Annotated in this window: 25 protein-coding genes; 11 read left to right on the forward strand and 14 right to left on the reverse strand. The window is 74.4% G+C overall.

Annotated elements, in window-relative coordinates; genetic code table 11:
- Positions 1–13 precede the first annotated feature (13 nt).
- Positions 14–931, reverse strand: coding sequence for a phosphotransferase (locus K2F47_RS32375; protein ID WP_242909828.1), 918 nt, complete (start codon positions 929–931; stop codon positions 14–16).
- A gap of 11 nt (positions 932–942) precedes the next feature.
- Complete coding sequence (locus K2F47_RS32380; RefSeq protein ID WP_242909829.1) at positions 943–1,455, reverse strand: MerR family transcriptional regulator; 513 nt, start codon at positions 1,453–1,455, stop codon at positions 943–945.
- A 38-nt stretch (positions 1,456–1,493) separates the two neighbouring features.
- On the opposite strand from K2F47_RS32380, the gene K2F47_RS32385 reads away from it, so the two are divergent.
- Positions 1,494–2,177, forward strand: coding sequence for a class I SAM-dependent methyltransferase (locus K2F47_RS32385; protein WP_242909830.1), 684 nt, complete (start codon positions 1,494–1,496; stop codon positions 2,175–2,177).
- A 49-nt stretch (positions 2,178–2,226) separates the two neighbouring features.
- Positions 2,227–3,360: a helix-turn-helix transcriptional regulator gene (locus K2F47_RS32390; protein WP_242909831.1), complete on the forward strand. Its 1,134-nt coding sequence runs from the start codon at positions 2,227–2,229 to the stop codon at positions 3,358–3,360.
- Positions 3,361–3,670: 310 nt separating this feature from the next.
- On the opposite strand, the gene K2F47_RS32395 is transcribed toward K2F47_RS32390, so the two are convergent.
- The 5 genes from K2F47_RS32395 to K2F47_RS32415 all read right to left on the reverse strand — a co-directional run bounded on the left by K2F47_RS32395 (position 3,671) and on the right by K2F47_RS32415 (position 8,113).
- Positions 3,671–4,153: an ATP-binding protein gene (locus tag K2F47_RS32395; RefSeq protein ID WP_242909832.1), complete on the reverse strand. Its 483-nt coding sequence runs from the start codon at positions 4,151–4,153 to the stop codon at positions 3,671–3,673.
- 657 nt (positions 4,154–4,810) lie between these two features.
- On the reverse strand, positions 4,811–5,014 hold the full coding sequence (locus K2F47_RS32400) for a DUF3040 domain-containing protein (protein ID WP_242909833.1): 204 nt from the start codon (positions 5,012–5,014) through the stop codon (positions 4,811–4,813).
- 56 nt (positions 5,015–5,070) lie between these two features.
- Positions 5,071–6,738, reverse strand: coding sequence for a glycoside hydrolase family 10-like protein (locus tag K2F47_RS32405; protein WP_242909834.1), 1,668 nt, complete (start codon positions 6,736–6,738; stop codon positions 5,071–5,073).
- An 83-nt stretch (positions 6,739–6,821) separates the two neighbouring features.
- A complete protein-coding gene (locus K2F47_RS32410; RefSeq protein WP_242909835.1) occupies positions 6,822–7,457 on the reverse strand; it encodes an HAD family hydrolase in 636 nt (211 codons plus the stop codon).
- Between the two features lie 83 nt (positions 7,458–7,540).
- The gene (locus tag K2F47_RS32415; protein WP_242909836.1) at positions 7,541–8,113 is read right to left on the reverse strand and encodes a GNAT family N-acetyltransferase; all 573 of its coding nucleotides are present in this window, start codon (positions 8,111–8,113) and stop codon (positions 7,541–7,543) included.
- Positions 8,114–8,185: 72 nt separating this feature from the next.
- Here K2F47_RS32415 and K2F47_RS32420 point away from each other — a divergent pair, with 72 nt between their 5' ends.
- From K2F47_RS32420 to K2F47_RS32440, 5 genes are all read left to right on the forward strand, one after another.
- Positions 8,186–8,872 carry a spermidine synthase family protein gene (locus K2F47_RS32420; protein WP_372490963.1) on the forward strand — a complete coding sequence of 229 codons (687 nt, stop codon included), beginning with the start codon at positions 8,186–8,188 and terminating at the stop codon, positions 8,870–8,872.
- 156 nt (positions 8,873–9,028) lie between these two features.
- Positions 9,029–9,625, forward strand: coding sequence for a biotin transporter BioY (locus K2F47_RS32425; RefSeq protein ID WP_242909838.1), 597 nt, complete (start codon positions 9,029–9,031; stop codon positions 9,623–9,625).
- Positions 9,626–9,738: 113 nt separating this feature from the next.
- On the forward strand, positions 9,739–10,977 hold the full coding sequence (locus K2F47_RS32430; RefSeq protein WP_242909839.1) for an isochorismate synthase: 1,239 nt from the start codon (positions 9,739–9,741) through the stop codon (positions 10,975–10,977).
- A 116-nt stretch (positions 10,978–11,093) separates the two neighbouring features.
- Positions 11,094–11,576: a cation:proton antiporter regulatory subunit gene (locus K2F47_RS32435; RefSeq protein WP_242909841.1), complete on the forward strand. Its 483-nt coding sequence runs from the start codon at positions 11,094–11,096 to the stop codon at positions 11,574–11,576.
- 5 nt (positions 11,577–11,581) lie between these two features.
- A complete protein-coding gene (locus tag K2F47_RS32440; RefSeq protein ID WP_272497801.1) occupies positions 11,582–12,832 on the forward strand; it encodes a cation:proton antiporter in 1,251 nt (416 codons plus the stop codon).
- 25 nt (positions 12,833–12,857) lie between these two features.
- Here K2F47_RS32440 and K2F47_RS32450 read toward each other — a convergent pair whose 3' ends face one another.
- Positions 12,858–13,679 (reverse strand): Fpg/Nei family DNA glycosylase, encoded by an 822-nt coding sequence (locus tag K2F47_RS32450; protein WP_242909842.1) that lies wholly within the window; start codon positions 13,677–13,679, stop codon positions 12,858–12,860.
- Positions 13,680–13,708: 29 nt separating this feature from the next.
- Positions 13,709–14,746, reverse strand: a complete 1,038-nt coding sequence (locus K2F47_RS32455; RefSeq protein ID WP_242909844.1) for a fatty acid desaturase family protein — start codon at positions 14,744–14,746, stop codon at positions 13,709–13,711.
- Positions 14,747–14,948: 202 nt separating this feature from the next.
- Here K2F47_RS32455 and K2F47_RS32460 point away from each other — a divergent pair, with 202 nt between their 5' ends.
- Positions 14,949–15,764 (forward strand): tyrosine-protein phosphatase, encoded by an 816-nt coding sequence (locus K2F47_RS32460; protein ID WP_242909846.1) that lies wholly within the window; start codon positions 14,949–14,951, stop codon positions 15,762–15,764.
- 133 nt (positions 15,765–15,897) lie between these two features.
- Here K2F47_RS32460 and menD read toward each other — a convergent pair whose 3' ends face one another.
- From menD to K2F47_RS32475, 3 genes are read right to left on the reverse strand one after another with little or no spacing between them, the layout of a single operon-like run.
- Entirely contained in the window at positions 15,898–17,568 is a 1,671-nt protein-coding gene (gene menD, locus K2F47_RS32465; protein WP_242909848.1) for a 2-succinyl-5-enolpyruvyl-6-hydroxy-3-cyclohexene-1-carboxylic-acid synthase, read from the reverse strand.
- Positions 17,565–18,548, reverse strand: coding sequence for an o-succinylbenzoate synthase (locus tag K2F47_RS32470; RefSeq protein ID WP_372490955.1), 984 nt, complete (start codon positions 18,546–18,548; stop codon positions 17,565–17,567). Before K2F47_RS32470 ends, menD begins: the two co-directional genes overlap by 4 nt.
- 14 nt (positions 18,549–18,562) lie before the next feature.
- Entirely contained in the window at positions 18,563–19,462 is a 900-nt protein-coding gene (locus K2F47_RS32475; RefSeq protein WP_242909850.1) for a 1,4-dihydroxy-2-naphthoyl-CoA synthase, read from the reverse strand.
- A 143-nt stretch (positions 19,463–19,605) separates the two neighbouring features.
- Here K2F47_RS32475 and K2F47_RS32480 point away from each other — a divergent pair, with 143 nt between their 5' ends.
- The 3 genes from K2F47_RS32480 (at position 19,606) to K2F47_RS32490 (ending at position 23,536) form a co-directional block, all read left to right on the forward strand.
- A complete protein-coding gene (locus K2F47_RS32480) occupies positions 19,606–20,790 on the forward strand; it encodes an AMP-binding protein (protein WP_242909852.1) in 1,185 nt (394 codons plus the stop codon).
- A 68-nt stretch (positions 20,791–20,858) separates the two neighbouring features.
- On the forward strand, positions 20,859–21,890 hold the full coding sequence (locus tag K2F47_RS32485; protein ID WP_242909853.1) for a cation diffusion facilitator family transporter: 1,032 nt from the start codon (positions 20,859–20,861) through the stop codon (positions 21,888–21,890).
- Positions 21,891–22,141: 251 nt separating this feature from the next.
- On the forward strand, positions 22,142–23,536 hold the full coding sequence (locus K2F47_RS32490; protein WP_242909854.1) for an RNA polymerase sigma factor: 1,395 nt from the start codon (positions 22,142–22,144) through the stop codon (positions 23,534–23,536).
- 109 nt (positions 23,537–23,645) lie between these two features.
- On the opposite strand, the gene K2F47_RS32495 is transcribed toward K2F47_RS32490, so the two are convergent.
- Together K2F47_RS32495 and K2F47_RS32500 are read right to left on the reverse strand one after the other, a co-directional pair.
- Entirely contained in the window at positions 23,646–24,851 is a 1,206-nt protein-coding gene (locus K2F47_RS32495) for an esterase-like activity of phytase family protein (RefSeq protein ID WP_242909855.1), read from the reverse strand.
- A 54-nt stretch (positions 24,852–24,905) separates the two neighbouring features.
- A complete protein-coding gene (locus K2F47_RS32500; protein WP_242909856.1) occupies positions 24,906–25,799 on the reverse strand; it encodes an ABC transporter permease in 894 nt (297 codons plus the stop codon).
- Between the last annotated feature and the right edge of the window lie 2 nt (positions 25,800–25,801).

A 25,801-nucleotide genomic window follows, 5' to 3' on the forward strand; every position in this document is an offset into this window, starting at 1 on the left:
TTCCGCGCCCGGGTCAGGGCCGGGTGGCGGTGAGGTGGAGGAGTGAGGCGCGGGCGGGCGGCCCCCAGGTGGGTTTGCCGCCGGGCCTGCCGTGGACGCCGGCGTCGCCGACCTGGAGGAGGGCGAGGGCGCGGCCGGCGGCCCAGCCGCGGGCGCGGCGCAGCGTCGCGGTGTCGGGGGCGGGCCGGTAGGCGGCGTGGAAGCGGTCGATGGCGTCGGGGTCGGGGAGCAGGATCCACGCGGCGGCGAGGTCGAAGGCGGGGTCGCCCGCGAACAGGTCACCGAAGTCGACGACGCCGCTGATGGTGCCGCCGGTGGTGAGGACGTTGGCGGGGTGCAGGTCGCCGTGGAGCCAGACCGGCGGCCCGGCGGGTTCGGGTGCGGCGGCGGCGTCCTCGAACACGGCGCGGGCGGCGGCCGGGTCGGGGACCAGGCCGAGGCCGGTGGCGGTGGCGAGCTGGCCGGCGAACCAGGCGGCGGCGCCGGAGAGGGGGCCGCCGCGGCCCCGTCCGGCGGGCGCGTGGTCGGGGGCTGGCCGGTGGAGCGCGGTCAGGAACGCGGCGAGGGCGTCGGCCGCGGCGGCGCCGCGGGTGGCGGGGGCGCGGTCGGCGGGGGTGCCGGGGACCCAGGTGGTGACGATCCAGGGGCGGGGGAAGCGCGGGGAGGGTTCGCCGAGGCGTTGCGGGACGGGGACGGGCAGCGGCAGGTGCGGGGCGAGCACGGGGAGCCAGGTGTGCTCCTTGCGCAGTAGCGCGTCGGCGGACCCGGTCGCCCAGGGCAGCCGGACGGCGAGGTCGTCGCCGAGCCGCCAGATCTGGTTGTCCCAGCCGCGGGCGCCGAGCGTCACGGGCCGGTCGGCCAGGTCGGGGTGCTGGTCGCGGAGCAGGTCCCGCACCAGCCCGGCGGTGATCTCGATGTCGGCGTGGGTCATGCGCGCCCACCCTAGCCCGGCGGAGGTCGGCGCTCGCGCGCCGGGTCGCGCGCTCGTTCTTGCGCCGGTTCGTGCCCTTGTCGGCGGGTTTGCTGGTGGGCCCGTTCGTGGGCCTGGTCGAGGGTGCGGCCCTCCAGGAGCGCGGCGGCGCCGGTGGTGAAGGCGGCGCAGTCGAGGATGTCCTCGTGGGGGCAGGCCAGGCCGTGGGCGATGGCGTCGCGGGCCGCCTGGGCCTGGGCGATCCGCTCGTCCAGTTCGGCGAGTTTCCCCCGGTACAGCTCCCGCCGCCGGTCGCCGCCCGGGGGGCGGGAGGTGAGGAATTCGCCGATCTCCCGGAGGGTGAACCCGACGCCGCGGAGCGCGACGACGACGCCGACCGGCCCGACCGCCGTGGGCGGGTAGCGGCGCTGGCCCCCGACGCGGTCGGGGCGCGGGAGCAGGCCGAGGTCCTCCCAGTAGCGCAGCGCGGACGCGGCGACGCCGGTGCGGGCCGCCAGCTCGCCGATCGTCAGGGCCTCGCTCATTTGACTTCAAGCGTACTTGAAGCCCTTCACTGGCGGCCATGCGGACAACGGCGGTTCTGAAGCGGCGGGCGATCGGGTACCTGGTGGGTCAGGCCCACCGTCCCCGGGGCGTGGTGGGGTGGGCGCACGGGTGGATGTTCGCCCTGCGCCCCTCCAACCGGAGGCGGAACGTGTGGGCGGTGTCGCTGCTGGGGGTGGAGCCCGCCGACCGGGTCCTGGAGATCGGTTTCGGTCCCGGGATCGGTGTCGCGGCGCTCGCCGCCCGCGCGGACCGGGGCGTGGTGTTCGGGGTGGATCATTCGCGGGCGATGGTCCGGCACGCGGCGCGCCGCAACGCCGCCGCCGTCCGCGCGGGCCGGGTGCGGCTGCGGTGCGCGCCGGTGGAGGCGCTGCCGGACTTCGGGGGGCCGCTCGACGCGGTCCTGGCGGTGAACTCGGTGGGGTTCTGGCCGGATCCGGTGGAGCGGCTCGTGGAGCTGCGGGGGCTGCTGCGCGCCGGGGGGCGGGTCGCGCTGGTCAGCCAGCCGCGCAGCCCGGGCGCCACCGCCGCCACCACGGCCCGGGCCGCCGGGGAGCTGCGGGGGCTGCTCGCCCGCGCGGGTTTCACCGGCGTCCAGACCGAGACGCTGGAGCTGGACCCGCCGGTCGCGTGCGTGCTCGCCACCGCACCCGCCCCCGGACCCGCCGCCGCCGCGTCCCCGGCCTCGGGTGAAGGGGGTTGAGACCTTCGCGCCACCGTGGATTGTCGGTGCGGGGGGTCACGATGGGGTGGTGGATCGCGTGGATCGGTTGCTGGCGCTGGTCGCCGAGCTGCGGGCGGCCTCGCCGGAGCCGGTGGACTCCGCCGCGCTCGCGGCGCGGCTGCGGGTGAGCGAGCGGACCGTCCGGCGTGACCTGGAGCTGCTCACCCACGGCGGCCTGCCGGTGGAGTCGGGCCGGCGCGGCCACGCCCTGCCGGACGCGCCGCCGCCCGAGCCGTTGAGCGAGGTGGCGTCGCTGATGGGCCCGGTGCGCGACACCCTGGCCGAGGCGGTGCGGACGCGGCGGGTCGTGCGGCTGGCCTACACCGACCGGGCGGGGGCGCGCAGTTTCCGTGACGTGGAGGCGCACGGCCTGGTCATCGCCCCCTACGGGGAGTACCTGGTGGGGTGGTGCCGGATGCGGGACGGGCCGCGCATGTTCCGTCTGGACCGGGTGGGCGCGGCGTTCCTGTCGGGGCGGGGCGCGGAGGTCCGGGATTTGGACGATCTGCTGGCGGCGCTGCGGGTGCCGCTGCCGCGTCCGCCGGTGGAGCCGGGCCCGCGCGGCACGGCGGGCACGACGGGCGCGGCGGGCGCCGCGCGGGCGCGCGCGTGGACGCTGGACCGGTTGGAGGTCGTCCGGTCCCGGTTGCGGGAGGTGACGGCGGAGGTCCGCGGCGGCGGGGAGGGCGCGGCGGCGCTGCGCGGGGTGCTGGGGCATCTGGCGGAGTGGACGCGCTGGCAGGTGGCGGCGATCCGCGCGGCGGCGACCGACGAGGACCCGGTGCTGGAGGGCCGCCGCCCGCCGTTCCCGCCGGAGTTCGACCGGGAGCTGCCCTATGCGGCGCGGGAGCGGATGATCCAGGACGCGATGGCGTTGCGCTCGCTCGGCGACCTGGTCCGTGACCTGCGGGAGGTGCTGGAGGCGGCGGCGCACTGGGCGGCCGAGTGCGACGACGGGCTGTGGGAGGAGGACCTGCCCGACCCGCGCCCGTTCGGCCCGCCGGGGATGCCGCGTCCGCTGGCGGACCTGCTGGCGGGCTGGCGCGGGCCGCTGGCGCACATCGAGTGGCATCTGGACCGCCTGTCCGATGATCCGCCCGTCCCGGCGTCGGAGGACGAGGAGGGCGTCTGGATCGTCGACCGCTGCCCCCTCCAGGCCTGACCCCGCGCGGGCCTGTCCGCACCCGCGCGGGGTCCGTCTCGTGCTGCGCCGCGTCGGCGGGGTCGGCCGCGTCGGCGTCGTGAGGCGGGGGCGGGGTTAGGGCGCGGGGAGCTGTGGCGGCGGCCGTCGACCGGCGCGGTGGGCGGTGGGCTGTGGTCTCGCGGGACGCGGTGGACGTCGGCTGGACGCCTGGTGGGTCGTCTGGTCGGGTGCCGGGCGGGTGTGCCGGTGGCGCGTTCCGTCCGGGTGGGTGCGGTCGTCGCGGTGGGCGTGTCCCGGGTGGAGGCCGGTGGAGGCCGGGTGGCGGGTGTCAGTTGGTGGAGTGGCCGTTGAGGGGGGTGAGGAGGCGGGTGAACCAGACGGTCTTGCCGGTGCCGTCGGGGTGGGCGCCGAACTCGGTGGCCAGGGCGGTGACGAGGAGGAGGCCGCGGCCGGCCTCGGCCCAGTCCAGGACGCGGGGCGGGCCGCCCGGCGCGGCGGGGGCGGCGGGGTCGTTGTCGCCGATCCTGCCGGTGAGGACGGGGCCGTCCAGGGTCAGGGCGAGGCGGACGGGTCCGGTGCCGTGGACGATCGCGTTGGTGACCAGTTCGTCGACCATGAGGATGATGTCGTCGACGTCGGCGGGGGCGGTGACGCGCCAGTCGTGGAGGGCGCGGGCGGTGAGCGTGCGGGCGCGGGCCGCGGCGCGGGTCTCCGCGGCCAGTTCCCAGGCGGCGTGGTGGTGGTCGTGTCCGGCGCGTTCCCCGGTGGCTCCGCCGCCGGGGTCGTCGATGCCGAGTTCTTTGGTGCCCAATGCCCCGTCTCCTCACCTGTTGCGGTTTCCGCAGGTCAGCGGCCTCAACAGGCTTGTTCCCCGCCGACGCCGCGGTAAGGGGCCGGGCCCGCGGATATGGCCGTACCGGCAGTTCCCCGTGTCGGCGGCGGCCATGGTGGTCATACCCGGCCGTGGCGGCGCCTCCGTGCATCGTCACGGCCGATCCTGGGGCAGGTCCCTCTTTTCCCGCGTCCGTTCAGATAGTGGGACGCATCGCCGGGGGGCGCGGTGCACGGGTCAAGGCGGGACTCACCCGTGGGTGAGGTGATCGTGACACACGGGGACCGGTGGAATGAGCACGGGCCGGTAGCCGTTAGGGTGGGGGATGTCGGTGTGGCATGTGTCCCCCGGGCTCTACACAACGCCTTCGGGGAATACCGCCGGTCCGTCCGGGCTGGAGCTCCGTTGTGCCTTTCGCCGTGAGGCGACCACCACACCGGCTTCAAGCGTCGAGGCCCCGGCGAGATCTGATCTCGCCGGGGCCTCGGCGTTCGCACAGGACGCGCATGCGTGTCGCCGCCGCGTAAATCAGCCGCGTGGTTCACGGGCGGGCGGCGCCGGGAGGCGGGGCGTGGGCGCGGGGCTGGGCGTCGGTGGGGACGCGCGGGCGGGCGGGGTGCCGGCGGGGGACGCTCATCAGGCCATCGCGGCGATGGCGGCGCCCGCGGCCGCGGCGAGGACCACGACGGCGGTGACCACGATGGCCGCGATCACGCGGACGCGGCGGCTGGTGCGGGCCCGGCCGAGCCGGGAGAGGCGCTGGGCCAGCCGCGGGTCGTCCTCGCTCAGGCGGACCTCGATCTGTGTGAGGATCCGCTGCTCCTCCATCGACAGCGCCATGCTCTGTACCTCCGGGGGCGTTCAGGTGTCTGGTTCCTGCCCACAGAGCAAGATCATTATCCCCCGGGCGCGGTAACCGTTGCGCCTCCCGCGGGTGCGCTTTCGTGGTGGAGGCGGTCGAGCGCGGTGACGTAGTAGGTGTAGGCGCGTCCGGGCTTGGCGGTGGGGTCGGTGATCGCGTCGGCGCCGACGGCGGCGATGAGGCGGGCGGGGTCGACGGGCGCGCAGCGGGGGCGGCTGCCGTCGACGCGGTAGACGGCGTAGGAGGCGGCGTCGCGCGTGGCCCGCCACTGGACGCGGACGCCCGTGCCGTCGGCGTCGGCGCGGACGTCCTGCACGGCCGTCGGCGCCTTCCCGGCCCTCGCCGCCGCGCCCTCGCCGCCGCCCGCATTGCCGCCCGCGCTGCCGGCGGGGTCGGTGGGCGGGGGGATGGCAGGCCGGGCGTAGTGGTCGCGGCGGATGCGGGCGGCGAATCCGCGGCGGTTCGCGGCCAGGTCGGAGGCGCTGAAGAACACGTCGCCGCGGACCTGCGGGTGGGCGGCGTTGAGGGTGAGGTGGCGCGACAGTTCCGCGGGCTTCTTCCAGACGGCGTCCTCGCCGACGCGGTAGGCGGCCTGCCCGATGGTCAGCTGCACGCCGGTGCCCTGGACCTGCCGGGCCCACCAGCGCACCAGTTCGGCGTAGTCGGCGCGGCGGTCGCCGATCGGCCAGTACAGCTGGGGGGTGACGTAGTCGATCCAGCGCTGGCGGATCCAGGTGCGGGTGTCGGCGTAGATGTCGTCGTGGCTCTGGAGGGCGCTGGTGGCCGACCCGGCGGGGTCGCTGGTCTTGTTGCGCCAGACGCCGAAGGGGCTGATCCCGAACCGCACCCACGGTTTGGCCTGGTGGATCTGCTGGGACAGGGTCCGCACGAGGGCGTTGACGTTGCCGCGGCGCCAGTCGGCGCGGTTCATGCCGCCGCCGAAGGCCTTGTAGGTGGGGGTGTCGGGGAACTCGCCGGACTCGGGGTAGGGGTAGAAGTAGTCGTCGAAGTGGACGGCGTCGATGTCGTACTTGGTGACGACGTCCATGACGGCCCGGGTCGCCAGGTCCCGCACCTGCGGGAGCCCCGGGTCGTACCACAGGCCGCTGCCGTACTTGCGGACCCAGTCGGGGTGCTGCCGGGCGGGGCTGGAGGGCGCGAGTTTGCTCAGGTCGTCCTGGCGGCTGACGCGGTAGGGGTTGAACCAGGCGTGGAACTCCAGGTTGCGGGCGTGGGCCTCCTTCAGCATGAACGCCAGGACGTCGTAGCCGGGGTCCTTGCCCTGCGTCCCGGTGATCCACTGGGACCACGGTTCGTGGGGGGAGGGGTAGAACGCGTCGGAGTTGGGGCGGATCTGGACGACGACGGCGTTGAGGTTCATCGCCGTGGCGGTGTCCAGGAGCTTGACGAAGTCGGCCTTCTGCCGTTCGGCGGGCAGGCCGGTGTCCTTGGGCCAGTCGATGCCGGTGACGGTGGCGATCCACATGGCGCGCAGCTGCCGGGCGGCGGAGTCGCCGGGCGCGGGGACGGCGGGGCATTCGGCCTTGGCCCCGGGGTCGACGGGCTCGCCGCCGCGCTCGTCGGTGCCGCCGAGGGCGGGCAGGCCGCAGCCGGCCAGCGTCGCCGCCAGCACCGTCGTCAGCGCCGCGGCGGCGGGGAGCGCCGCCGCCGCCTGGATCCGCGTCCTCACTCGCCATGCCATAGCGAGCCATTGTTACGCACTCGTTGCGGTGGTACGTACGGAACGGCGATCCGCGCGTGTTGGGCGCGTGGGGCGCGTCCGCGCTAGGGGGCGGCGGTGGCGGGGAGGCCCAGGTCGCGGCGGAGGGCGGCGGTGCCGGTGTACAGGTGGGCGCGCAGCCCGGCGTCGCGGGCGCCCTCGACGTTCACCCGGCGGTCGTCGACGAACACCAGCTCGGCGGGCGGGACGGCGAGGGCGTCCGCGACGTGCCGGTAGACGCGCGGGTCGGGTTTGGTGAGGTTCAGGTCGGCGCTGTAGAAGCGGTGCCGGAACCGCGCGGCCCAGGGGCGCCGGTCGAAGGCGCGGGCGAGTTCGCGGGGCGCGTTGGACAGCAGCGCGAGCGGAACGTCCCGGGCGGCGAGGTCGTCCAGGACGGCGAGGGTGCCGGTGTTGAGGTGGGACCACATGTCGACGTCGAGGCCGACGAGGGTGTCGAGCAGCCCGGTCCCCGAGACGCGGGCGGGGTGGCCGGTGTGCCCGGCGGCGGTGAGATCGCGGCACAGCCCGTCCCAGTACCCGGCGGCGTCGACGGCGCCGCGGTCGTAGGGTTCGCGGCCGTGCCAGTAGGCGTCCCAGAACGGGCCGGGGTCGGCGGCCAGCGCGCGCGGCAGCCGGTCGGCGCTGCGGTCGGGCGGCCGGTGGCAGATGACCTCGCCGTAGTCGAAGACCACCCACGTCATGGCGTCCCCCCGGGTTCTCGACGGTTCTGGATCTTTCTACCAGGACGGGCGACACGCCCGGTACGGGCGGAGACGACGCCCTCTCAGCCGGGCGTGGCCGGGTGGTGCTCGCCACGCAGGACGCCGTAGAGGACCGTGTCGCGGTAGCCGCCGTCCCGGAACGCGAACCCCCGCATCACGCCCTCGCGGGTGAACCCCGCCTTCTCCAGCGCGCGCTGCTCGGCGCGGTTGGCGACGTCGGTCTCGGCCTGGACGCGGTGGACCTCGGTGTGCGCGAACAGGTAGGACACCAGCAGCCGCTGGGCGCGGCTGCCGGCGCCGCGTCCCCGCGCCTCGGGCAGCAGGACGATCCCGATGCTCCAGCAGAACGACGCCGCGGTGGTGGGCACCTTGCGCCAGGAGGCGTACCCGAGGACCGCTCCATCCGCGTTGTCCTCATCGCCCTCGACGACCATGAGGTTGCCGCCGTCCCCGCCGAGCATGCCGTTCTCGTGCCAGCGGCGGCGGAACCGGCCCGGGTCCGACCAGCCCCTCCACAGGAACGGTCCCATCTGCTCCGGGTCGGACCACAGCCGCTCGATGACCGGCAGGTCGTCCTCGCGGACGCGGCGCAGCCGCACGGGCGGCGGCCCGCCAGGGGCGGGGGGCTCGGGCATGCCCGGTACCGTAGCCGACGCCCTGCGGCGCGGGCGCCGCCGCCCCCGGCGGCCGTTAGGGTCGAGGGCATGATGGACGCGACACCCCGAGCAGCGGAGCCGGTGGTGGTGGAGCGCGCCGTCGGCACGGGCGGGGAACTGGTGCTGCGCCGCGCCGGCCCCCACTTCGAGATCATCGAGAACGGGGTGTTCCTGATGGACACCCGCAACGGCGAGTCCGAGCGGCTGCTGGTCCGCGCCGCCGTCGCGGGCCTGGACGCGCCGGTCCGGCTGCTGATCGGCGGCCTGGGCGTCGGGTTCTCCCTCGCCGAGGCGCTGCGGCTCCCCGCCGTCGCGCACGTGCATGTCGTGGAACGCGAACCGGCGGTGATCGGCTGGCACCGCACCCACCTGCGCCCCTGGACGCGCGACGCGCTCGCCGACCCCCGCGTGACCGTGGAGCGCGCCGACCTCCTCGACGTCCTGGCCTCCCCCGCCGCCGGCGCCTTCGACGCGCTGTGCCTGGACATCGACAACGGCCCCGACTGGACCGTCACCCCCGGCAACGCCCACCTGTACGGCGCGGCGGGCCTGTCCGCGCTCACCGCGCGGCTCACCCCGCGCGGCGTCCTGGCCGTGTGGAGCGCCCACGCCGCGCCGCGCTTCGAGGCGCTGCTGCGGGATCGGTTCACCGGCGTCACCGCGCTCCCGGTGCCCGTCCCGCGCGGCGAACCCGACGTCGTCTACCTCGCGCGCGGCCCCCTCCCCTCCCCCGCCTGACCTCGCGCCCACCTCGAGCAGCGCTCGGGGCCCGCTCGAGCCCTGCTGGGGGGAGGGAGTTTTCGCCGCCGTTCGGATGTTCCGCGGGGGCCGGGGTATCGGCCCCGGATGCGCGGTTCGCTAGGTTTCGAACCGACAACACCCTTGGGAGGATCAGTGGCTACTGCCCACGCGGCCCCGCGGCGCCCCGCCGTGCTGGTCGACCTGCTGCCCGGTTCCCTGGCCCGCGACGCCGCGCTCGTCGCCGGCGCGGCCGCCCTCGTCGGCGTCGCCGCGCAGATCGCGGTGCCGCTGCCGGGCACCCCGGTCCCGGTGTCGGGACAGACCTTCGCGGTGCTGCTGGCGGGCGCCGCGCTCGGCTGGAGCCGCGCCGGCCTCGGCATGATCGTCTACCTGGTCGCCGGGATGGCGGGCGTCCCCTGGTTCGTGGACGGCGCGTCCGGGACCACCGCGCCCACCCTCGGCTACATCATCGGCTTCGTCGTCGCCGCCGCGCTGGTCGGCCGGCTCGCCGAGCTCGGCGGCGACCGCACCCCCGCCCGCACCGTCGCCACGATGCTCGCCGGGACCGTCGTGATGTACGCGGCGGGCGTCCCCTACCTGATGGCGTCCCTGCACGTGGACCTCGGGCAGGCCCTGCACCTGGGCGTGACGCCGTTCCTGGCGGGCGACGCGCTGAAGGTGCTGCTGGCGGCGGGCCTGCTCCCGGCCGCGTGGCGGCTGACCGGCGCCTCCCGCGACCGCACCGCCTGACCCCCTCACCGTCCCGCCCCTCCCGCGCGGGAGGGGCGGTGTGGCGGACACCTCACCCCGCACGCCGGCCCCGCCTGTTTGAACAGGTTCAAATCTGGCGTAGAGTGGCACGCGTGAAGCTCGCCGTGACAGCACCGGACCGCCTGTCCGTCCGCACCGTCCCGGTCCCCGACCCGGGCGACCTGATCACGGGCCTCCCGCACCCCGCCGCGCTGGCCTGGGTCCGCCACGGCGAGGGCATCGTCGGCTGGGGCGAGGCCGCACGCCTCACCCTCCCCGCCGGCCCCGACCGGTTCACCGCCGCCACCCGCCTGCTCCACGACATCTTCGCCACCGCCGACATCGACGACCAGGTCGCCGTCCCCGGCACCGGCCCCGTCGCCTTCGGCGGATTCGGCTTCGACCCCGCCTCCCCCGACTCCGTCCTCATCGTCCCCCGCCACATCCTCGGACGCCGCGACGGCCACGCCTGGCTCACCACCATCGGCACCGGCGCACCCCCCGGCCCCACCCTCCTGCGCCCGCCCACCCCGCCCTCCGCCCTCACCTGGAGCGACGGAGCCCTCCCCGCCCCCGCCTGGGAAAGCGCCGTCGCCACCGCCGTCACGCGCATCCGCGACGGCCACCTCGGCAAGGTCGTCCTCGCCCGCGACCTCACCGTCCACGCCGGCGAACCCATCGACGCCCGCGTCCTGCTCCGCCGCCTCGCCGACCGCTTCCCCGCCTGCTACACCTTCTCCTGCGCCGGACTCGTCGGCGCCACCCCCGAACTCCTCATCCGCCGCACCGGCGGCGACATCGAATCCCTCGTCCTCGCCGGCACCACCGCACGCGGCACCACCCCCGCCGACGACACCGCCCGCGCCGCCCGCCTCTTCGCCTCCACCAAGGACCGCGAAGAACACCGCTACGCCGCCGAGATGGTCCGCGACGCCCTCGCCCCCCTCTGCTCCGACCTCCACGTCCCCACCGAACCCGAACTCCTCACCCTCCCCAACCTCCTCCACCTCGCCTCTCCCGTCCACGGCCGCCTGACCGCCGACCGCTCCGTCCTCGACGTCGTCGCCGCCCTCCACCCCACCCCCGCCGTCGCCGGCACCCCCACCGCCACCGCCCTCGACCTCATCCGCGAACTCGAGGGCATGGACCGCGGCCGCTACGCCGGCCCCGTCGGCTGGGTCGACGCCCGCGGCGACGGCGAATGGGGCATCGCCCTGCGCTGCGCCCAGATCGACGGCACCCGCGCCCGCCTGTTCGCCGGCTGCGGCATCGTCGCCGACTCCGACCCCGCCGCCGAACTCGCCGAAGCCCACACCAAGTTCGGCGCCATGCGCCACGCCCTCCAAGGCTGACCCCCCTCAGGTAAAAGCCGGACCCGCCCCAGGTCAGCGCACCCCCGCCGATCTGCGATCATGCACGCACCGGCATTGGCACCGGCACCGGCACCGAGCGGAGGGAACCCAGCACCATGGACGTCGAACGCACCGCGCTACCCGGCATCGGCCTACAGCACACCATGACCACCGGCCGCGGCCGCCGCGTCGGCGTCATCTCCCACCGCACCGGACGCCGCGACCTCGTCGTCTACGACAAGGACGACCCCGACACCTGCACCGCCGCCGTCGCCCTCACCCCCGACGAGGCCAACGCCATCGCCGAACTCCTCGGCACCGGACGCATCATCGAACACCTCGCCGAACTCCACCGCCAGGTCGACGGCCTCGTCACCGAACAACTCCCCATCACCCCCGGCTCCCCCTACGACGGCCGCCCCCTCGCCGACACCCGCGCCCGCACCCGCACCAGCGCCTCCATCGTCGCCGTCGTCCGCGACGGCCACGTCATCGCCAGCCCCCGCCCCGACTTCACCTTCACCGCCGGCGACACCATCGTCGTCGTCGGCACCGACGAGGGCACCGCCGCCGTCGCGCACATCCTCACCGACGGCTGACCCGCATGCACTCCACGCTCCAGCTCATCGAACTCGGCGCGATCATCCTCGCCCTCGGCATGCTCGGCGCGATCTCCGTCCGCTTCTCCATCTCCCCCATCCCCCTCTACCTCATCGCCGGCCTCGCCTTCGGATCAGGCGGCGTCTACCCCCTCACCACCAGCGAGGACTTCGTCGCCACCGGCGCCGAAGTCGGCGTCATCCTGCTGCTGTTCACCCTCGGCCTCGAATACACCGCCGACGAACTCGTCGGCACCCTCCGCACCTCCGCCCCCGTCGGCCTCGCCGACCTCCTCCTCAACGCAACCCCCGGCGTCGCCACCGCCCTCCTCCTCGGCTGGGGACCCGTCGCCGCCGTCGCCCTCGGCGGCATCACCTACGTCACCTCCTCCGGCATCACCGCCAAAGTCATCGGCGACCTCGGCTGGCTCGGCAACCGCGAAACCCCCGCCGTCCTGTCCGTCCTCGTCTTCGAAGACCTCGCGATGGCCGCCTACCTCCCCATCCTCACCGCCCTCCTCGCCGGCGCCGGCCTCACCGGCGGCGCCGCCGCCCTCGCCATCGCCGCCGCCACCATCACCGCCATCCTCTACATCGCCCTCCGCCACGGCACCCTCGTCGAACGCTTCGTCGCCTCCCCCAGCGAAGAAGTCCTCCTCCTCAAAGTCCTCGGCCTCACCCTCCTGGTCGCCGGCATCGCCCAGCACCTCCAGGTCTCCGCCGCCGTCGGCGCCTTCCTCGTCGGCATCGCCCTGTCCGGCCCCCTCGCCCACACCGCCCAGAAACTCCTCGCACCCCTCCGCGACCTCTTCGCCGCCGTCTTCTTCGTCTTCTTCGGCCTCCACACCGACCCCGGCGACCTGCCCCCCGTCCTCGGCATCGCCGCCGCCCTCGCCCTCACCGGAACCGCCACCAAACTCACCACCGGATGGCTCGCCGCACGCCGCGCCGGCGTCGCCACCACCGGACGCCTCCGCGCCGGCGCCGCCCTCGTCCCCCGCGGCGAGTTCAACATCGTCATCGCCGGCCTCGCCGTCACCGCCGGCACCAACCCCCGCCTCGGCCCCCTCGCCGCCGCCTACGTCCTCATCCTCGCCGTCACCGGACCCGTCCTCGCCCGCGCCGCCGAACCCACCGCCCGCGCCCTCCGCGCCCGCCGCACCCGGCACCGCCCCGCGTCCGCCGACGAGGAGGAGATCCCGGCACCGCCCGTCACCACCACCGACACCGACGACGCCGCCTCACCCGCCCGCTGACACCCAACCCGAACACTCCCGGCGCTTAACCACCCGACTCCGACGGCTGGCACACCGGACACCAGAACAGGTTCCGCGACGCCACCTCCACCGTCCGCACCACCGCACCGCACACCAGACACGGCTGCCCCGCCCGCCGGTACACATACACCTCACCGCCATGACCGTCCACCCGCGGCGGCCGCCCCATCGCCTCCGGCGTGTGCTCCGCACGCACCGTGTCGATCCGCCCCGCCCGCACACCCTCCGCCATCAACACCACCAGGTCGTCCCAGATCGCACCCCACCGCTCCGCCGACAACCGCCGCCCCGGCAACCGCGGATCCACCCCCTGCCGGAACAGCACCTCCGCCCGGTAGATGTTCCCCGGACCCGCCACCACCGACTGGTCCATCAACAACACCGCCACCGGCGTCCGCGTCCGCGAGATCCGCCGCCACGCCCGCCCCGGATCACCATCCGCCCGCAGCGGATCGGGCCCCAACCGGTCATGCAGCAACTTCACCGCGTCCGGCTCCAGCAACTCGCACACGTTCGGACCGCGCAGATCCGCGTGATGCGCCTCCCCCGTCAACCGCAACCGCACCACACCCACCGGCTCCGGCGCCGGCAACCCCCCGAACACGTACTTCCCGTAGATCCCCAGATGGACGTGCACCGACCGCTCGTCCGCCAACCGCAGCAGCAGATGCTTCCCGTGCGCGTCCGCCTCCTCCAGCACCTGCCCGTCCACCACCGCCGCACCCTCGGCGAAACGCCCCTGCGGACTCACCGCACCCACGACACGGCCGCCGAACATCCGTTGATGCTCGGCGGCCAGACGATGAACGGTATGTCCCTCAGGCACCCGCCCAGCATAGGACTCTCAGCGGCCCCTCACCCCCGCAACGGCTCCCCCACCTCACGCATGTGACCCAACGCCAACCGGTACGACTCCACCAACCCCGTCTCGGCGAACGGCAACCCCAACACCGCGCAGTGCTCGCGCACCAGCGGCTGCACCCGACGCAGATTGCACCGCGGGACGCTCGGGAACAGATGGTGCTCGATCTGGTAGTTCAACCCGCCCATGAACCAGTCCGTCACCGCACCGCCCCGCACGTTCCGCGACGTCAGCACCTGCCGCCGCAGATGACCCCACCGCGCACCCGGCTCCGGCATCGCCATCCCCTTGTGGTTCGGCGCGAACACACTCCCCAGATGCACCCCGAACAGCGCCTGGTGCAACAGCACCAGCACCACGGCCTTCCCCGGGCTCAGCAACGCGAACACCAACCCCAGATACCCCACCGCGTGCAGGACGAGCAGCCCGCCCTCCACCAGCCGCTCCCGCCGCCCCCGCTCCCGCAGGAACACCGCACTGCCGATCTTCAGGTTGAACCCCTCCAGCGTCAGCAACGGGAAGAACAGCGCCGCCTGATGCCGCGCCACCCACCGCAACGGCCCCCGCTGCCGCGCCGCCTGCTCCCGCGTCCACGCCAGCACGCCCTCCCCCACGTCCGGGTCCTTCCCCACATGGTTCGGGTTCGCGTGATGCCGGTTGTGCTTGTCGCTCCACCACCCGTGCCCCATCCCCAGCAGCAGGTTCCCGAGCAGCAGCCCCAGCACCCGGTTCGCCCGCGCCGACCCCGCGATCTGCCGGTGCCCCGCGTCATGCCCCAGGAACGCCGTCCGCGCCGACACCACCGCCAACGGAACCGCCAGCAGCACCACCCACCACGAACCACCCGCCCACGCCACCGCCGCCCACAACGCCGCCGTCGCGACCAGGTTCAGCCCGATCGCCCGCGCGTAGTAGCCAGGACGCCGCTCCAGCAGCCCGCTCTCCCGAACCCGCCGCGCCAACGGGGTGAAATCGCTGCCGGTCCCCTCCCGACCGGCACGCACGGACGGGGCTTCGAGGATCGCGGGCATGAAGGCTCCAATCGCAGGGACGACGCCCCACCACGGGACGCACCGCAAAGCTACGGAGCGTGCACCCGTCCGGTCGCCACGCTACGGAGCCATCCCTGACCTGGCTCGGAGGTCCCGGTTATGTCACGCCACAGCACCATGGCCTCCCGAACAGGACCCTGCGCCAGAGAACGGACACGCCGCCCCTATAGGGTCATAAGCCATGAGCGAACGCACCCGGTGGATCGACCTGGACGGCGCCGCCAACGCCCGCGACCTCGGCGGCCTCCCCACCGCCACCGGCCGGCCCACACGCTGGGGACGCCTCCTGCGCTCCGACAACCTCCAGGACCTCACCGTCGCCGACGTCCGCGTCCTCCTGGACGACTACGCCCTCAAGAACGTCATCGACCTGCGCACCCACACCGAGATCCACCTGGAGGGACCCGGCCCCCTCACCCGCGTCCCCACCGTCACCATCCACCAGCTCTCGCTGTTCGCCGAGGGCGGCCGCCACACCGACGCCGTCGCCGGCACCCCCACCCGCCCCGGCACCACCGCCCTCCTCCCCTGGCAGAACCGCGACGGCGACGACGACCCCGGACCCGAACACGACCGCTCCATCGGCCACTACCACGGCTACCTCAACGACCGGGCCGACTCCATCGTCGCCGCCCTGCGCGTCATGACCCGCACCGACGGCGCCGCGCTCGTCCACTGCGCCGCCGGCAAGGACCGCACCGGCGTCGTCTGCGCCTTCGCACTGGAGGTCGCCGGGGTGACCCGCGAGGCCGTCATCGCCGACTACACCCTCAGCGGCGAACGCCTCGAACCCACCCTCAGCCGGCTCCGCGCCAGCGACACCTACGCCGCCGACCTGGACTCGCGCCCCGTCGACTCCCACCGCCCCCGCGCCGCGACGATGGCGACGTTCCTCTGCCACATCGACGAGCGCTTCGGCGGCCCGCTCGGCTGGCTGACCTCCCACGGCTGGACGGACGAGGACACCGCCGCCCTACGCGCCCGCCTCCTCGGCTGACCGGTCGCGTTTGCTTTGGCTGAGTGGTGTTGGAGGTTTTTGTGTATGGGGTAGATAAGCACACTGCTCCGGGCCTTTACATTGTAAGTTTCAAGATGAAAGCGTAAGGCCGAGCGACGTCATGCTTCGAAAATCAGGAGGCCAGGAGGGCACGGACGGCGGCGTGCGCCGCCTGGCGCATCCGGCCGTGCAGCGCCGCGTTCACTTCCCGGTCGGTGCGGGCCTCGACGATCCGCAGCCCCTCCCCCACGATCGCCTTCGGCAGGTCCGCCGCGACCTCCAGCCGCCGGTACGGGACGCCGTGCGCCGCCGCGACCGCCTCCAGGTCCACCTGGTGCGGCGTGCCGAAGACCCGCTCGAACGGGCCGCGCAGCCCCGCCTGCGGCAGCAGCGAGAAGATCCCGCCCCCCTGGTTGTTCACCACCACGATCGCCAGGTCGGGACGGCGGTCCTGCGGGCCGACGATCAGCCCGTTCTGGTCGTGCAGGAACGCCAGGTCGCCCAGCAGCGCGTACGAGCGGCCGCTGTGCAGCAGCGCCGCGCCCATCGCCGTCGACACCAGCCCGTCGATGCCGCTCGCGCCCCGGTTCGCCATCACCCGGATCCCCCGGCGCGGACGCATCACCTGGTTCAGGTCCCGGATCGGCATGCTCGCCGCCGTGAACAGCAGCGACCCGCCCGGCAGCGCCGCCACCAGGTCACGTGCCAACCGGGGCTCGCTCACCTCCGGGACGGCGTCCAGCACCCCGTCGACCGCCGCCGCCGCGGCCAGGTCGGCGCCGCGCCACGACTTCAGCCACGCGTCGTCCCCCGACACCACCGGGATCTCCACCTCCGGCGCGACCTGCGTCGCCGACCGGACCGGATCGGGCCAGTGCGCCAGGTCGGGCGCCAGCACGATGTGCTCCTCCGCCCGCCGCAGCAGCGACAGCAGCGGACGCGACAGCCCCGGCTTGCCCAGCGTCACCACCACCTCCGGGCGGTGCCGCTCCACGAACTCCGGCACCCCCAGCAGGAAATGGTGCGAGGAGAGCGCGTGGTCGCCGTAGCGGGCGTTGCCGTTCGGCTCGGCCAGCACCGGCCACCCCGCCATCGACGCCGCCGCCACGTACCGCTTCACGTTGACCGCGCCGTCCCCCACCACCAGCACCCCGCGCCGCGTCGGCGGGACGTGCAGCACCGACCCCGGCGTCGCCGCCCGCACCTTCGTCCACGCGCCCGTCGCGTCGCCGTCCAATGGCTCGCACCACGTCTCGTCCCCGTCGGGGATCAGCGGCTCCCGGAACGCCGCGTTCAGATGCACCGGACCCGGCACCGGCGCCTGCGCCAGCCCCCACGCCCGGCTCACCAGCGACCGCCAGTACGCCACCATCCCCGGACGGTTCTCCGGCACACCGACCTCGGTGCTCCACCGCGCCGCCGTCCCGTACAGCTTCACCTGGTCGATCGTCTGGTTCGCGCCCGTGTCCCGCAGCTCCGGCGGCCGGTCCGCGGTGATCACCAGCAGCGGGACGCCCGACTCGTGCGCCTCGATCACCGCCGGATGGAAGTTCGCCGCCGCCGTCCCCGACGTGCACACCAGCGCCACCGGGCGCCCCGCCCGCTTGGCCATCCCGAGGCCGAGGAACGACGCCGACCGCTCGTCGATCCGCACATGCAGCCGGACCCGCCCCGCCTCCTCGGCGGCGTGCAGCGCCAGCGCCAGCGGGGCCGACCGCGACCCCGGCGCCAGCACCGCGTCGGTCATCCCGCACCGCAGCAGCTCGTCCACCAGGACGGTCGCCAGCGCGGTCGCCGGGTTCACCGCCCCACCCCGATCACCGGCGGCCCGCCCAAATGCTCCTGCGCCGCGACCGCCCGCCGCCGCCACGCCCCGACCTCCTCTGCGCCGGTGACCTCGAACCGCCCCAGCGCCGCCTCGTCCACCCCGGGACGCCGCACGGCGATCTCCCCGGCCACCGGAACCAGCGGATCACCGACCACGTCGCCCTCCAGCAGCGACAGCGTCGCCAGCCCGCACGCGAACCGCAGCTCCGGCAGCGCCGCCGCCAGCGCCACCCCCGCCGCCAGACCGACCGACGTCTCCACCGCGCTCGACACCACCACCGGCAGCCCGCACGCCTCCGCGACCCGCAGCGCCTCCCGCACCCCGCCCAGCGGCTGCGCCTTCAGCACCGCGATGTCCGCCGCGCCCGCCGCCCGCACCTTCAGCGGATCCTCCGCCCGGCGGATCGACTCGTCCGCCGCGATCGGCACGTCCACCCGCCGCCGCACCAGCCCGAGCTCCTCCAGCGTCGCGCACGGCTGCTCGGCGTACTCCAGCTCCCACCGGTCCAGCGCGCGGATCATCCGGACGGCGCGCTCCACGTCCCACCCGCCGTTGGCGTCCACCCGGACCCGGCCGTCCGGCCCCATCGCGTCGCGGACGGCCTCCACCCGCGCCAGGTCCTCACCGTCGGGACGCCCGCGCTCGGCCACCTTCACCTTCGCGGTCCCGCACCCCGACACCTTCGCCATCTCGAACGCCCGCTCCGGACCGACCGCCGGGATCGTCACGTTCACCGGCACCCGGTCGCGCACCGGCGCCGGGAACCCCTCGAACGCCGCCTCGCGCGCCGCGCCCAGCCAGCGGGCGCACTCCGCCGGGCCGTACTCGGCGAACGGCGAGAACTCCCCCCAGCCGGCGGGGCCCTCGACGAGCAGGCCCTCCCGCCGCGTCACACCGCGGAACCGCGTCCGCATCGGGATGGAGTAGACCCGCACCCGCTGCCCCCCTGGCGTCACCTATCGAACCGAACCTAGTAGTACCACGGGAAACGCGACCAATCGGCGTCGCGCTTCTCCAGGAACGAGTCCCGCCCCTCCGCCGCCTCGTCGGTGCCGTAGGCCAGCCGCGTCGCCTCCCCGGCGAACACCTGCTGCCCCACCAGCCCGTCGTCGACGAGGTTGAAGGCGTACTTCAGCATCCGCTGCGCCGTCGGGCTCTTCCCGTTCACCTTCCGCGCCCACTCCAGCGCCGTCGCCTCCAGCTCGGCGTGCGGCACGACCGCGTTCACCATGCCCATCCGGTGCGCGGCCTCCGCGTCGTAGGCGTCGCCCAGGAAGAAGATCTCCCGCGCGAACTTCTGCCCCACCTGCCGCGCCAGGTACGCCGACCCGAACCCGCCGTCGAAGCTCGCCACGTCCGCGTCGGTCTGCTTGAACCGCGCGTGCTCCCGGCTGGCCAGCGTGAGATCGGCCACCACGTGCAGGCTGTGCCCGCCGCCGGCCGCCCACCCCGGCACCACGCAGATCACGACCTTGCCCATGAACCGGATCAGCCGCTGCACCTCCAGGATGTGCAGCCGCCCCGCCCGCGCCGGGTCGATCGTGTCCGAGGTCTCCCCCTCGGCGTACCGGTAGCCGTCCCTGCCGCGGATCCGCTGGTCGCCGCCCGAGCAGAACGCCCACCCGCCGTCCTTGGGCGACGGCCCGTTCCCGGTCAGCAGCACGCACCCGATGTCGCTGGACATCCGCGCGTGGTCCAGCGCCCGGTACAGCTCGTCCACCGTGTGCGGACGGAACGCGTTCCGCACCTCCGGGCGGTCGAACGCCACCCGCACCGTGCCGTGGTCGACGGCCCGGTGATAGGTGATGTCGGTGAACCCGAACCCCTCCACCTCCGTCCAGGCGTCCGCGTCGAACAACTCCGAGACCATGCCGTCCTCTCCTGCCGCCCATACGACCGGGGCCCCATTCAACCGCCCCGCCGACGCGGCCCGACGCGCGCCCCCGGCGCACCCGGCGCACGCCGCCCCATGATTTGAACGCGTTCAGCGTAGTCGTCTACGCTGGCGGGATCATGCAACGCCGCCTGCACGCCGTCCTCCTGCCGCCCGGCCCCGCCCTGCTCCGGGCGCTGGCCGCCGCGCTCGACGGCACCGGCCCCGCGATCTGCCCGATCTCCCCCGGCCTGCCCGCCCCCGCCCTCCAGGCCCTCCTGGACGCCCTCGCCCCGCACGCCGTCCAGACCGAGGACGGCCTCACCCCCCGCGCCGGCGCGGTCCCCGTCGACGACGCCACCGCCGTCCTCATCGCCACCTCCGGCTCCACCGGCACGCCCAAGTTCGTCGAGCTCACCGCCGCCGCCCTGCGCCACTCCGCCGCCGGCACCCTCGCCCGCATCGGTGCCGCCCCCGGCGACCGGTGGCTCTGCTGCGTCCCCACCAGCCACATCTCCGGCGTCCAGGTCCTCGTCCGCTCCCTCGTCGCGGGCACCGACCCCGTCCTGCACCCCCGCTTCGACGCCCACGCCGTCGCCGCCCAGACCGCCACCGCCGCCCGCGACCTCCACATCGCGCTCGTCCCCACCCAGCTCCGCCGCCTCCTGGACGCCGGCGCCGACCTCGCCGCCCTCGGCGCCGTCGTCCTCGGTGGCGCCGCCGCCAGCCCCGGCCTGCTCGCCGAGGCCCGCGCCCGCGGCGGACGCGTTCACCCCAGCTACGGCATGAGCGAGACCTGCGGCGGCTGCGTCTACGACGGCCTCCCCCTCGACGGGATGCGCGCCGCCCTCGACCCGGACGGACGGATCCGCCTCGCCGGCCCCTCCCTGTTCGCCCGCTACCGGCTCCGCCCCGACGCCACCGCCGAGGCCATGGACGGCGACTGGTTCCGCACCCAGGACCTCGGCGCCGTCGAGGACGGACGGCTCCGCGTCCTCGGCCGCGTCGACGACGTGATCAACACCGGCGGCGAGAAGGTCGTCGCCGGAGAGGTCGCCACCGCCCTGTCCCGCCATCCCGCCGTCCACGACGTCGTCGTCGTCGGACGCCCCGACCCCGACTGGGGCGAGCGCGTCACCGCCGTCGTCGTCCCCACGCCCGGCGCGCACCCCGCCCCCGCCCTGCCCGAACTGCGCGCCCTCGTCCGCGAGACGCTGCCCGCCCACGCCGCCCCGCACGAACTGGAACTCGTCGAGGCGATCCCGCTGCTGCCCTCCGGCAAACCCGACCGCGCCCGCCTCCGCGCCTCCGCCACACGCCCCTAGCGCCGCAGGCCGCCAACCCGCCCTCCCGGAGCGCATGACGCGACGGCCGCCGGGGGAAGACGATCACCATGGCGGAACAGCGCGCGGAGCGGCCCGGGGACCACACCGGCGGGACGGAGGGTGAGAGCCTCCTCACCGTCCTGCTCGCGCTCGCCGCCAACCTCGGCATCGCCATCGCCAAGATCGTCGCCGCGCTGGTCACCGGATCGGCGTCGATGGCCGCCGAGGCCGCCCACTCCATCGCCGACACCTTCAACGAGGTCCTGCTGGTGGTCGGGCTGCGGCGCAGCGACCGGCCCGCCGACCGCCGCCACCCCCTCGGCTACGGCAAGGAACGCTACATCTGGACCCTGCTCGTCGCCGTGGCCATCTTCGGAATGGGCGCCCTGTTCGCCTTCTACCAGGGATTCCAGACCCTCGCCCGGCACCACGGGAACGAGGCCGACCCGCTCGTCGGCTACTGCGTCCTCGCCGTCTCCTTCGTCCTGGAGGCGATCTCCTGGCGGCAGGCGCTGCGGCAGGTCCGCGCCGCCGCCCGCACCGAGCGCCTCCCCCTCACCGCCTACATCCGCCGGACGGACGAGCCCACCGCGATCAGCGTCCTGCTGGAGGACTCGGCCGCCCTCATCGGCCTCCTGCTGGCCTTCGCCGGCCTCGGGCTGCACCAGCTCACCGGCTCGGCCGTCTGGGACGGCATCGGCTCCGTCCTCATCGGCGTCCTGCTCTCCGCCGTCGCGCTGGTCCTCGGCCGGATCAACCTCAACCTGCTCATCGGCAGCCAGGCCGACCCGCGCGTCGTCGCCGACGTCCGCGCCCGGCTGGCCGCCGCGCCCGAGGTCGAGTGGGTCGTGGACCTCGTCACGATGACCGTCGGCGCCGACCGCGTCCTCGTCTGCGCCCGCCTGGACTTCCGCGACGCGCTCACCGCCGGGGACGTCGAGCGCGCCTGCGTCCGGATGGCTCGCGAGCTGCGCGAGGCCCACGACGAGATCGACGAGGTCTTTCTCGAACCCGTCCCCCGCGACGACCCTGAGCTGCGCGAACGCGTCATCGCGCGTTATGGTCGGACGTTGCCGCCGGAACAGCTGGAATCCGAGTGATTCGCGTCACGCGAATCCAGCCCGGCGCCTTTACATAGTAAAATAACATCGGACCCGGACGGACGTGTGAGACGCCCCGATCCGGGCACCACGAACGCCTGGACCGTTCCTCCTCGGTCCTCCGGCCGGACGGCCGATCCCGCGCGCCGGGAACAAGAACCCCTCCGCGCGACGTTCCGATAAGTGCGAGCGCAGGCAGCGACACAGAATCCGCGCCGCACCCACACCATCGAAGGGAGGGGGGCGTCCCCATGCCGCGAACCGCCGCAGAGACCCCGCTCACGGAGCCGGCGAGCCCCGCACTCGACGAGCTCCTGAAGCGTGGCCGCGCCCAAGGGCGCCTCTCGCTCGACGAGGTCAGGGGGGCCTTCGAGGCCGCCGGCATCAGCCCGGCCCAGGGCCGCTCGATCCTGCGCGAGCTCTCGGAGTCCGGCATCAGCCTCGCCGGCGAGGGCGACGCCGCGCGCCGCGCGACCGCCACCGCCAACACCGCCAACGGCACGGCGAACGGCACCGCCGACCACGGCGAGGCCGCGCCGACCGCGAAGAAGCGTCCCGCCAGGAAGGCCACCGCCAAGAGCGCCCCCAAGGCCGCCGGGAAGGCGGCCGGGCCCGCGGGCGGGGCCGCCGGTAAGAGCGCCAAGGCCGCGGTTCCCGCCGACTCCGCCGACGAGGAGGAGTTCGAGGTCACCGAGGTCGAGGCCGCCGACACCCCCGTCGACCTGGACGACCAGTCCACCACCATGGGCGACTCCGTCCACACCTACCTGAAGGCGATCGGGCGGCGGCAGCTGCTCACCGCCGAGCAGGAGGTCGACCTCGCCAAGCGCATCGAGGCCGGGCTGTACGCCGAGCACAAGCTGGAGACCGAGGAGCTGAGCCCGCGCGCCCGCGCCGACCTGGAGTGGGTCGCCGCCGACGGGCGCCGCGCCAAGGCCCACATGCTGGAGGCCAACCTCCGCCTCGTGGTGTCGGTCGCCAAGAAGTACTCCGACCGCGGCCTGTCGCTGCTGGACGTCGTCCAGGAGGGCAACCTCGGGCTGATCCGCGCCGTGGAGAAGTTCGACTACTCCAAGGGCTACAAGTTCTCCACCTACGCGATGTGGTGGATCCGGCAGGCGATCCAGCGCGGTTTCGCCGACTCGGCCCGCACGATCCGGCTGCCCGTCCACGTGCTGGAGATGCTGAGCAAGCTCAGCCGCGTCGAGCGCGACATGCACCAGCGCCTCGGCCGCGAGCCCACGCCCGAGGAGCTGGCCGTCGAGCTGGACAAAAGCCCCGAGCAGATCCGCGAGCTGCTGCGCACCAGCCGCCAGCCGATCAGCCTGGACTCCACGATCGGCGAGGACGGCGAGACCCGCATCGGCGACCTCATCGAGGACACCGACAGCCCCGAGGCCGCCGAGCTCGTCGACCGCCAGCTCATGGCCGACCAGCTGCGCCGCACGCTGGACATCCTGTCGCCGCGCGAGGCCAAGATCATGGCGATGCGGTTCGGGCTCTACGACGGGACGCCCCGGACCCTCGACGAGATCGGCAAGGCCCTCGGGCTGACCCGCGAGCGGATCCGCCAGCTGGAGAAGGAGTCGCTGTCCAAGCTGCGGCACCCGAGCAACGCCCGCCCGCTGCTGGACTTCGCGGTCTGACCCGCACGCGCGAACCTCACGCGAGAGCCTGACGCATACGCGAAAGGGGCCCGCCGGAGCACTCCGGCGGGCCCCACGCCGTTCATGGGCCCGGCGCCTCACCCGGAGGTCAGCAGCCCCGGGCGGAGAAGGCCAGGAACTGGGTGAACTCCCGGTCGTCGAAGTTGTCGTCGGACCCCACGACCAGCGTGCACTCCCCCGACGACAGCCGCGGCCCCCACGCCAGCGCCTCCAGGTTCTGCGTCGGCGAGCCGTACCGGCCGAGGTCGGCCACCAGGCGCTTGGCCACCGGACGGTAGCGGGCGCCGGGGAGCGCCTTCCGCGACAGCACGTTCGTCGCGCCCCGCACGTCGAACTCGTACAGCTTGACCTTGTAGTCCACGCCCTGGATCCACGAGCGCTCCAGCGCCAGGTACCGGTGCTCGTCGACCGCGAGGATCTCCGAAACGCCGCTGTCGGCGGCGCCGTCCGGCGGGACGGGCGCGGCCGGGAGGCGGTCGACGGGGTAGGCGTACTGCGCCCGCACCCGGCCCCGGCGGTCCCACACGGTGAGCCGGGTCACGGCGCCGTGCCCGACGGTCGGCGGCTCCCCGTCCTCATAGCGGGGGCCCTCCACCATCGCGGCGACGCCGTGCGGGGTGAACGTCAGACCCTCGAACCCGAAGTTGCGGCGCGGCCCCCGGTTCGTGCCGGTCAGCTTGAGGTTGCCGGGGACCGGCAGTTCCCCCAGGTGCCGGCCGTCCCTGCCCGTCCAGCGGACGGCCAGGTCGGAGATGGGGATGTCCGGGTTGGCCGCGTCCGGGCGGTCACCCTCGTGGCCCCACAGCAGCCGCCCGGTCCGGGGGTCGAGGCGGATCGTCTCGGGGTCCGCCGAATCGGGCTTGCCGTAGCCGGGGTACGGCGTGCCGTCGGGCCGCCGCAGCGTGGTCACCCCGGTCAGCCGCGCGCCGGTGAAGGCGCCGGTGGCGGGGTCGATCTCCAGGCGTCCGGTGTAGAACCGGGCCGGGTCGTAGCGCCACCGGTCGTCGGAGATGAAGTACCAGTTCCCGGTGCGCGGGTCGCGGTCGAAGCCCGACAGGCCCCCGACGGTCGTGCCCTCGAACTTCACCATGTGCGGAAGGCGCTGCTCCCCGAGGAACCGCGTGATCCGCACCCCGCCCGGCCGGGCCGCCGCGGACGCAGCGGACGCGCTAGACGGGGCGGGGGCGGCCACCGATGCCCGCCCGTCCAGGACCGTGGCGGCCGCCGCCACCGCCAGGAGCGCGGCCGCCGTCGCCACACCGCGCCGAACGGTCCTGTTCCAATAAATGTCCAATTCATCACCCTTCGCATGTGATCAACTCCGAGTCATGCTCAGGGTAATGGAGCGTCAATCCGCGCGCCGGAACTCCAGGATCGCCACCCCCATCAGGCCCAGGCCCATCAGCACGACGATGACGACCTCCAGCCAGACCGGCACCACCCAGCCGTTCCACGTCACGCCGGGGTTGAAGGTGCGCTCCAGCGCGGGCGAGGCGTCCAGGTGCCGGAAGACCGCCTGGCGGAGCGGGTCGACCGCGTAGGTGAGCGGGTTGAAGCGGGTGAGGACGCTCAGCCAGGCCGGCAGCCCGTTCAGCGGGTACAGCGCGCCCGAGAGGAACATCATCGGCATCAGCACCATCTGCATGAGGCCGAAGAACGACTGCATGGTCCTGATGCGCGCCGCCATCATGACCCCGAACGCCGTCAGCGCGAACGCGCCGAGGAACATCAGCCCGACCAGCTCCAGGAGCAGCGCCGGGTCGTAGGGGACGCCGGCCAGGCCCGCCAGCAGCACGATCACCGTGCCCTGCACGGTCGCGACGAACGCGCCGCCGACGCACTTGCCGACCACGATCGCGCTCCGGCTGACGGGCGCGACGAGCATCTCGCGCAGGAACCCGAACTCGCGGTCCCACACGATCGACCCGGCGGAGAACATCGCCGTGAACATCACCGACATCGCGCACACGCCGGGGAAGATGAACGTCTTCAGGTCGATGCCGCCGGACGACCCGCTGCCCGCGGCCGTCAGGTTCGCCAGCCCGGTCCCCATGACCAGCAGCCACAGCACCGGCTGGACCAGCCCGCTCACCAGCCGCACCTTGTCGCGCCAGAACCGGATCAGCTCCCGGTGCAGCACGATCCGCACCGCCCGCAGGTCGTGCCGGAGGCTGCGCTCGGGCACCGTGACCCGCACGACCCCGGACGCGGGCGCGGGGGCGCCCGTTCTCGTCGTCGCCATCC

This window comes from Actinomadura terrae, from assembly GCF_022751215.1.
GTDB lineage: Bacteria > Actinomycetota > Actinomycetes > Streptosporangiales > Streptosporangiaceae > Spirillospora > Spirillospora terrae.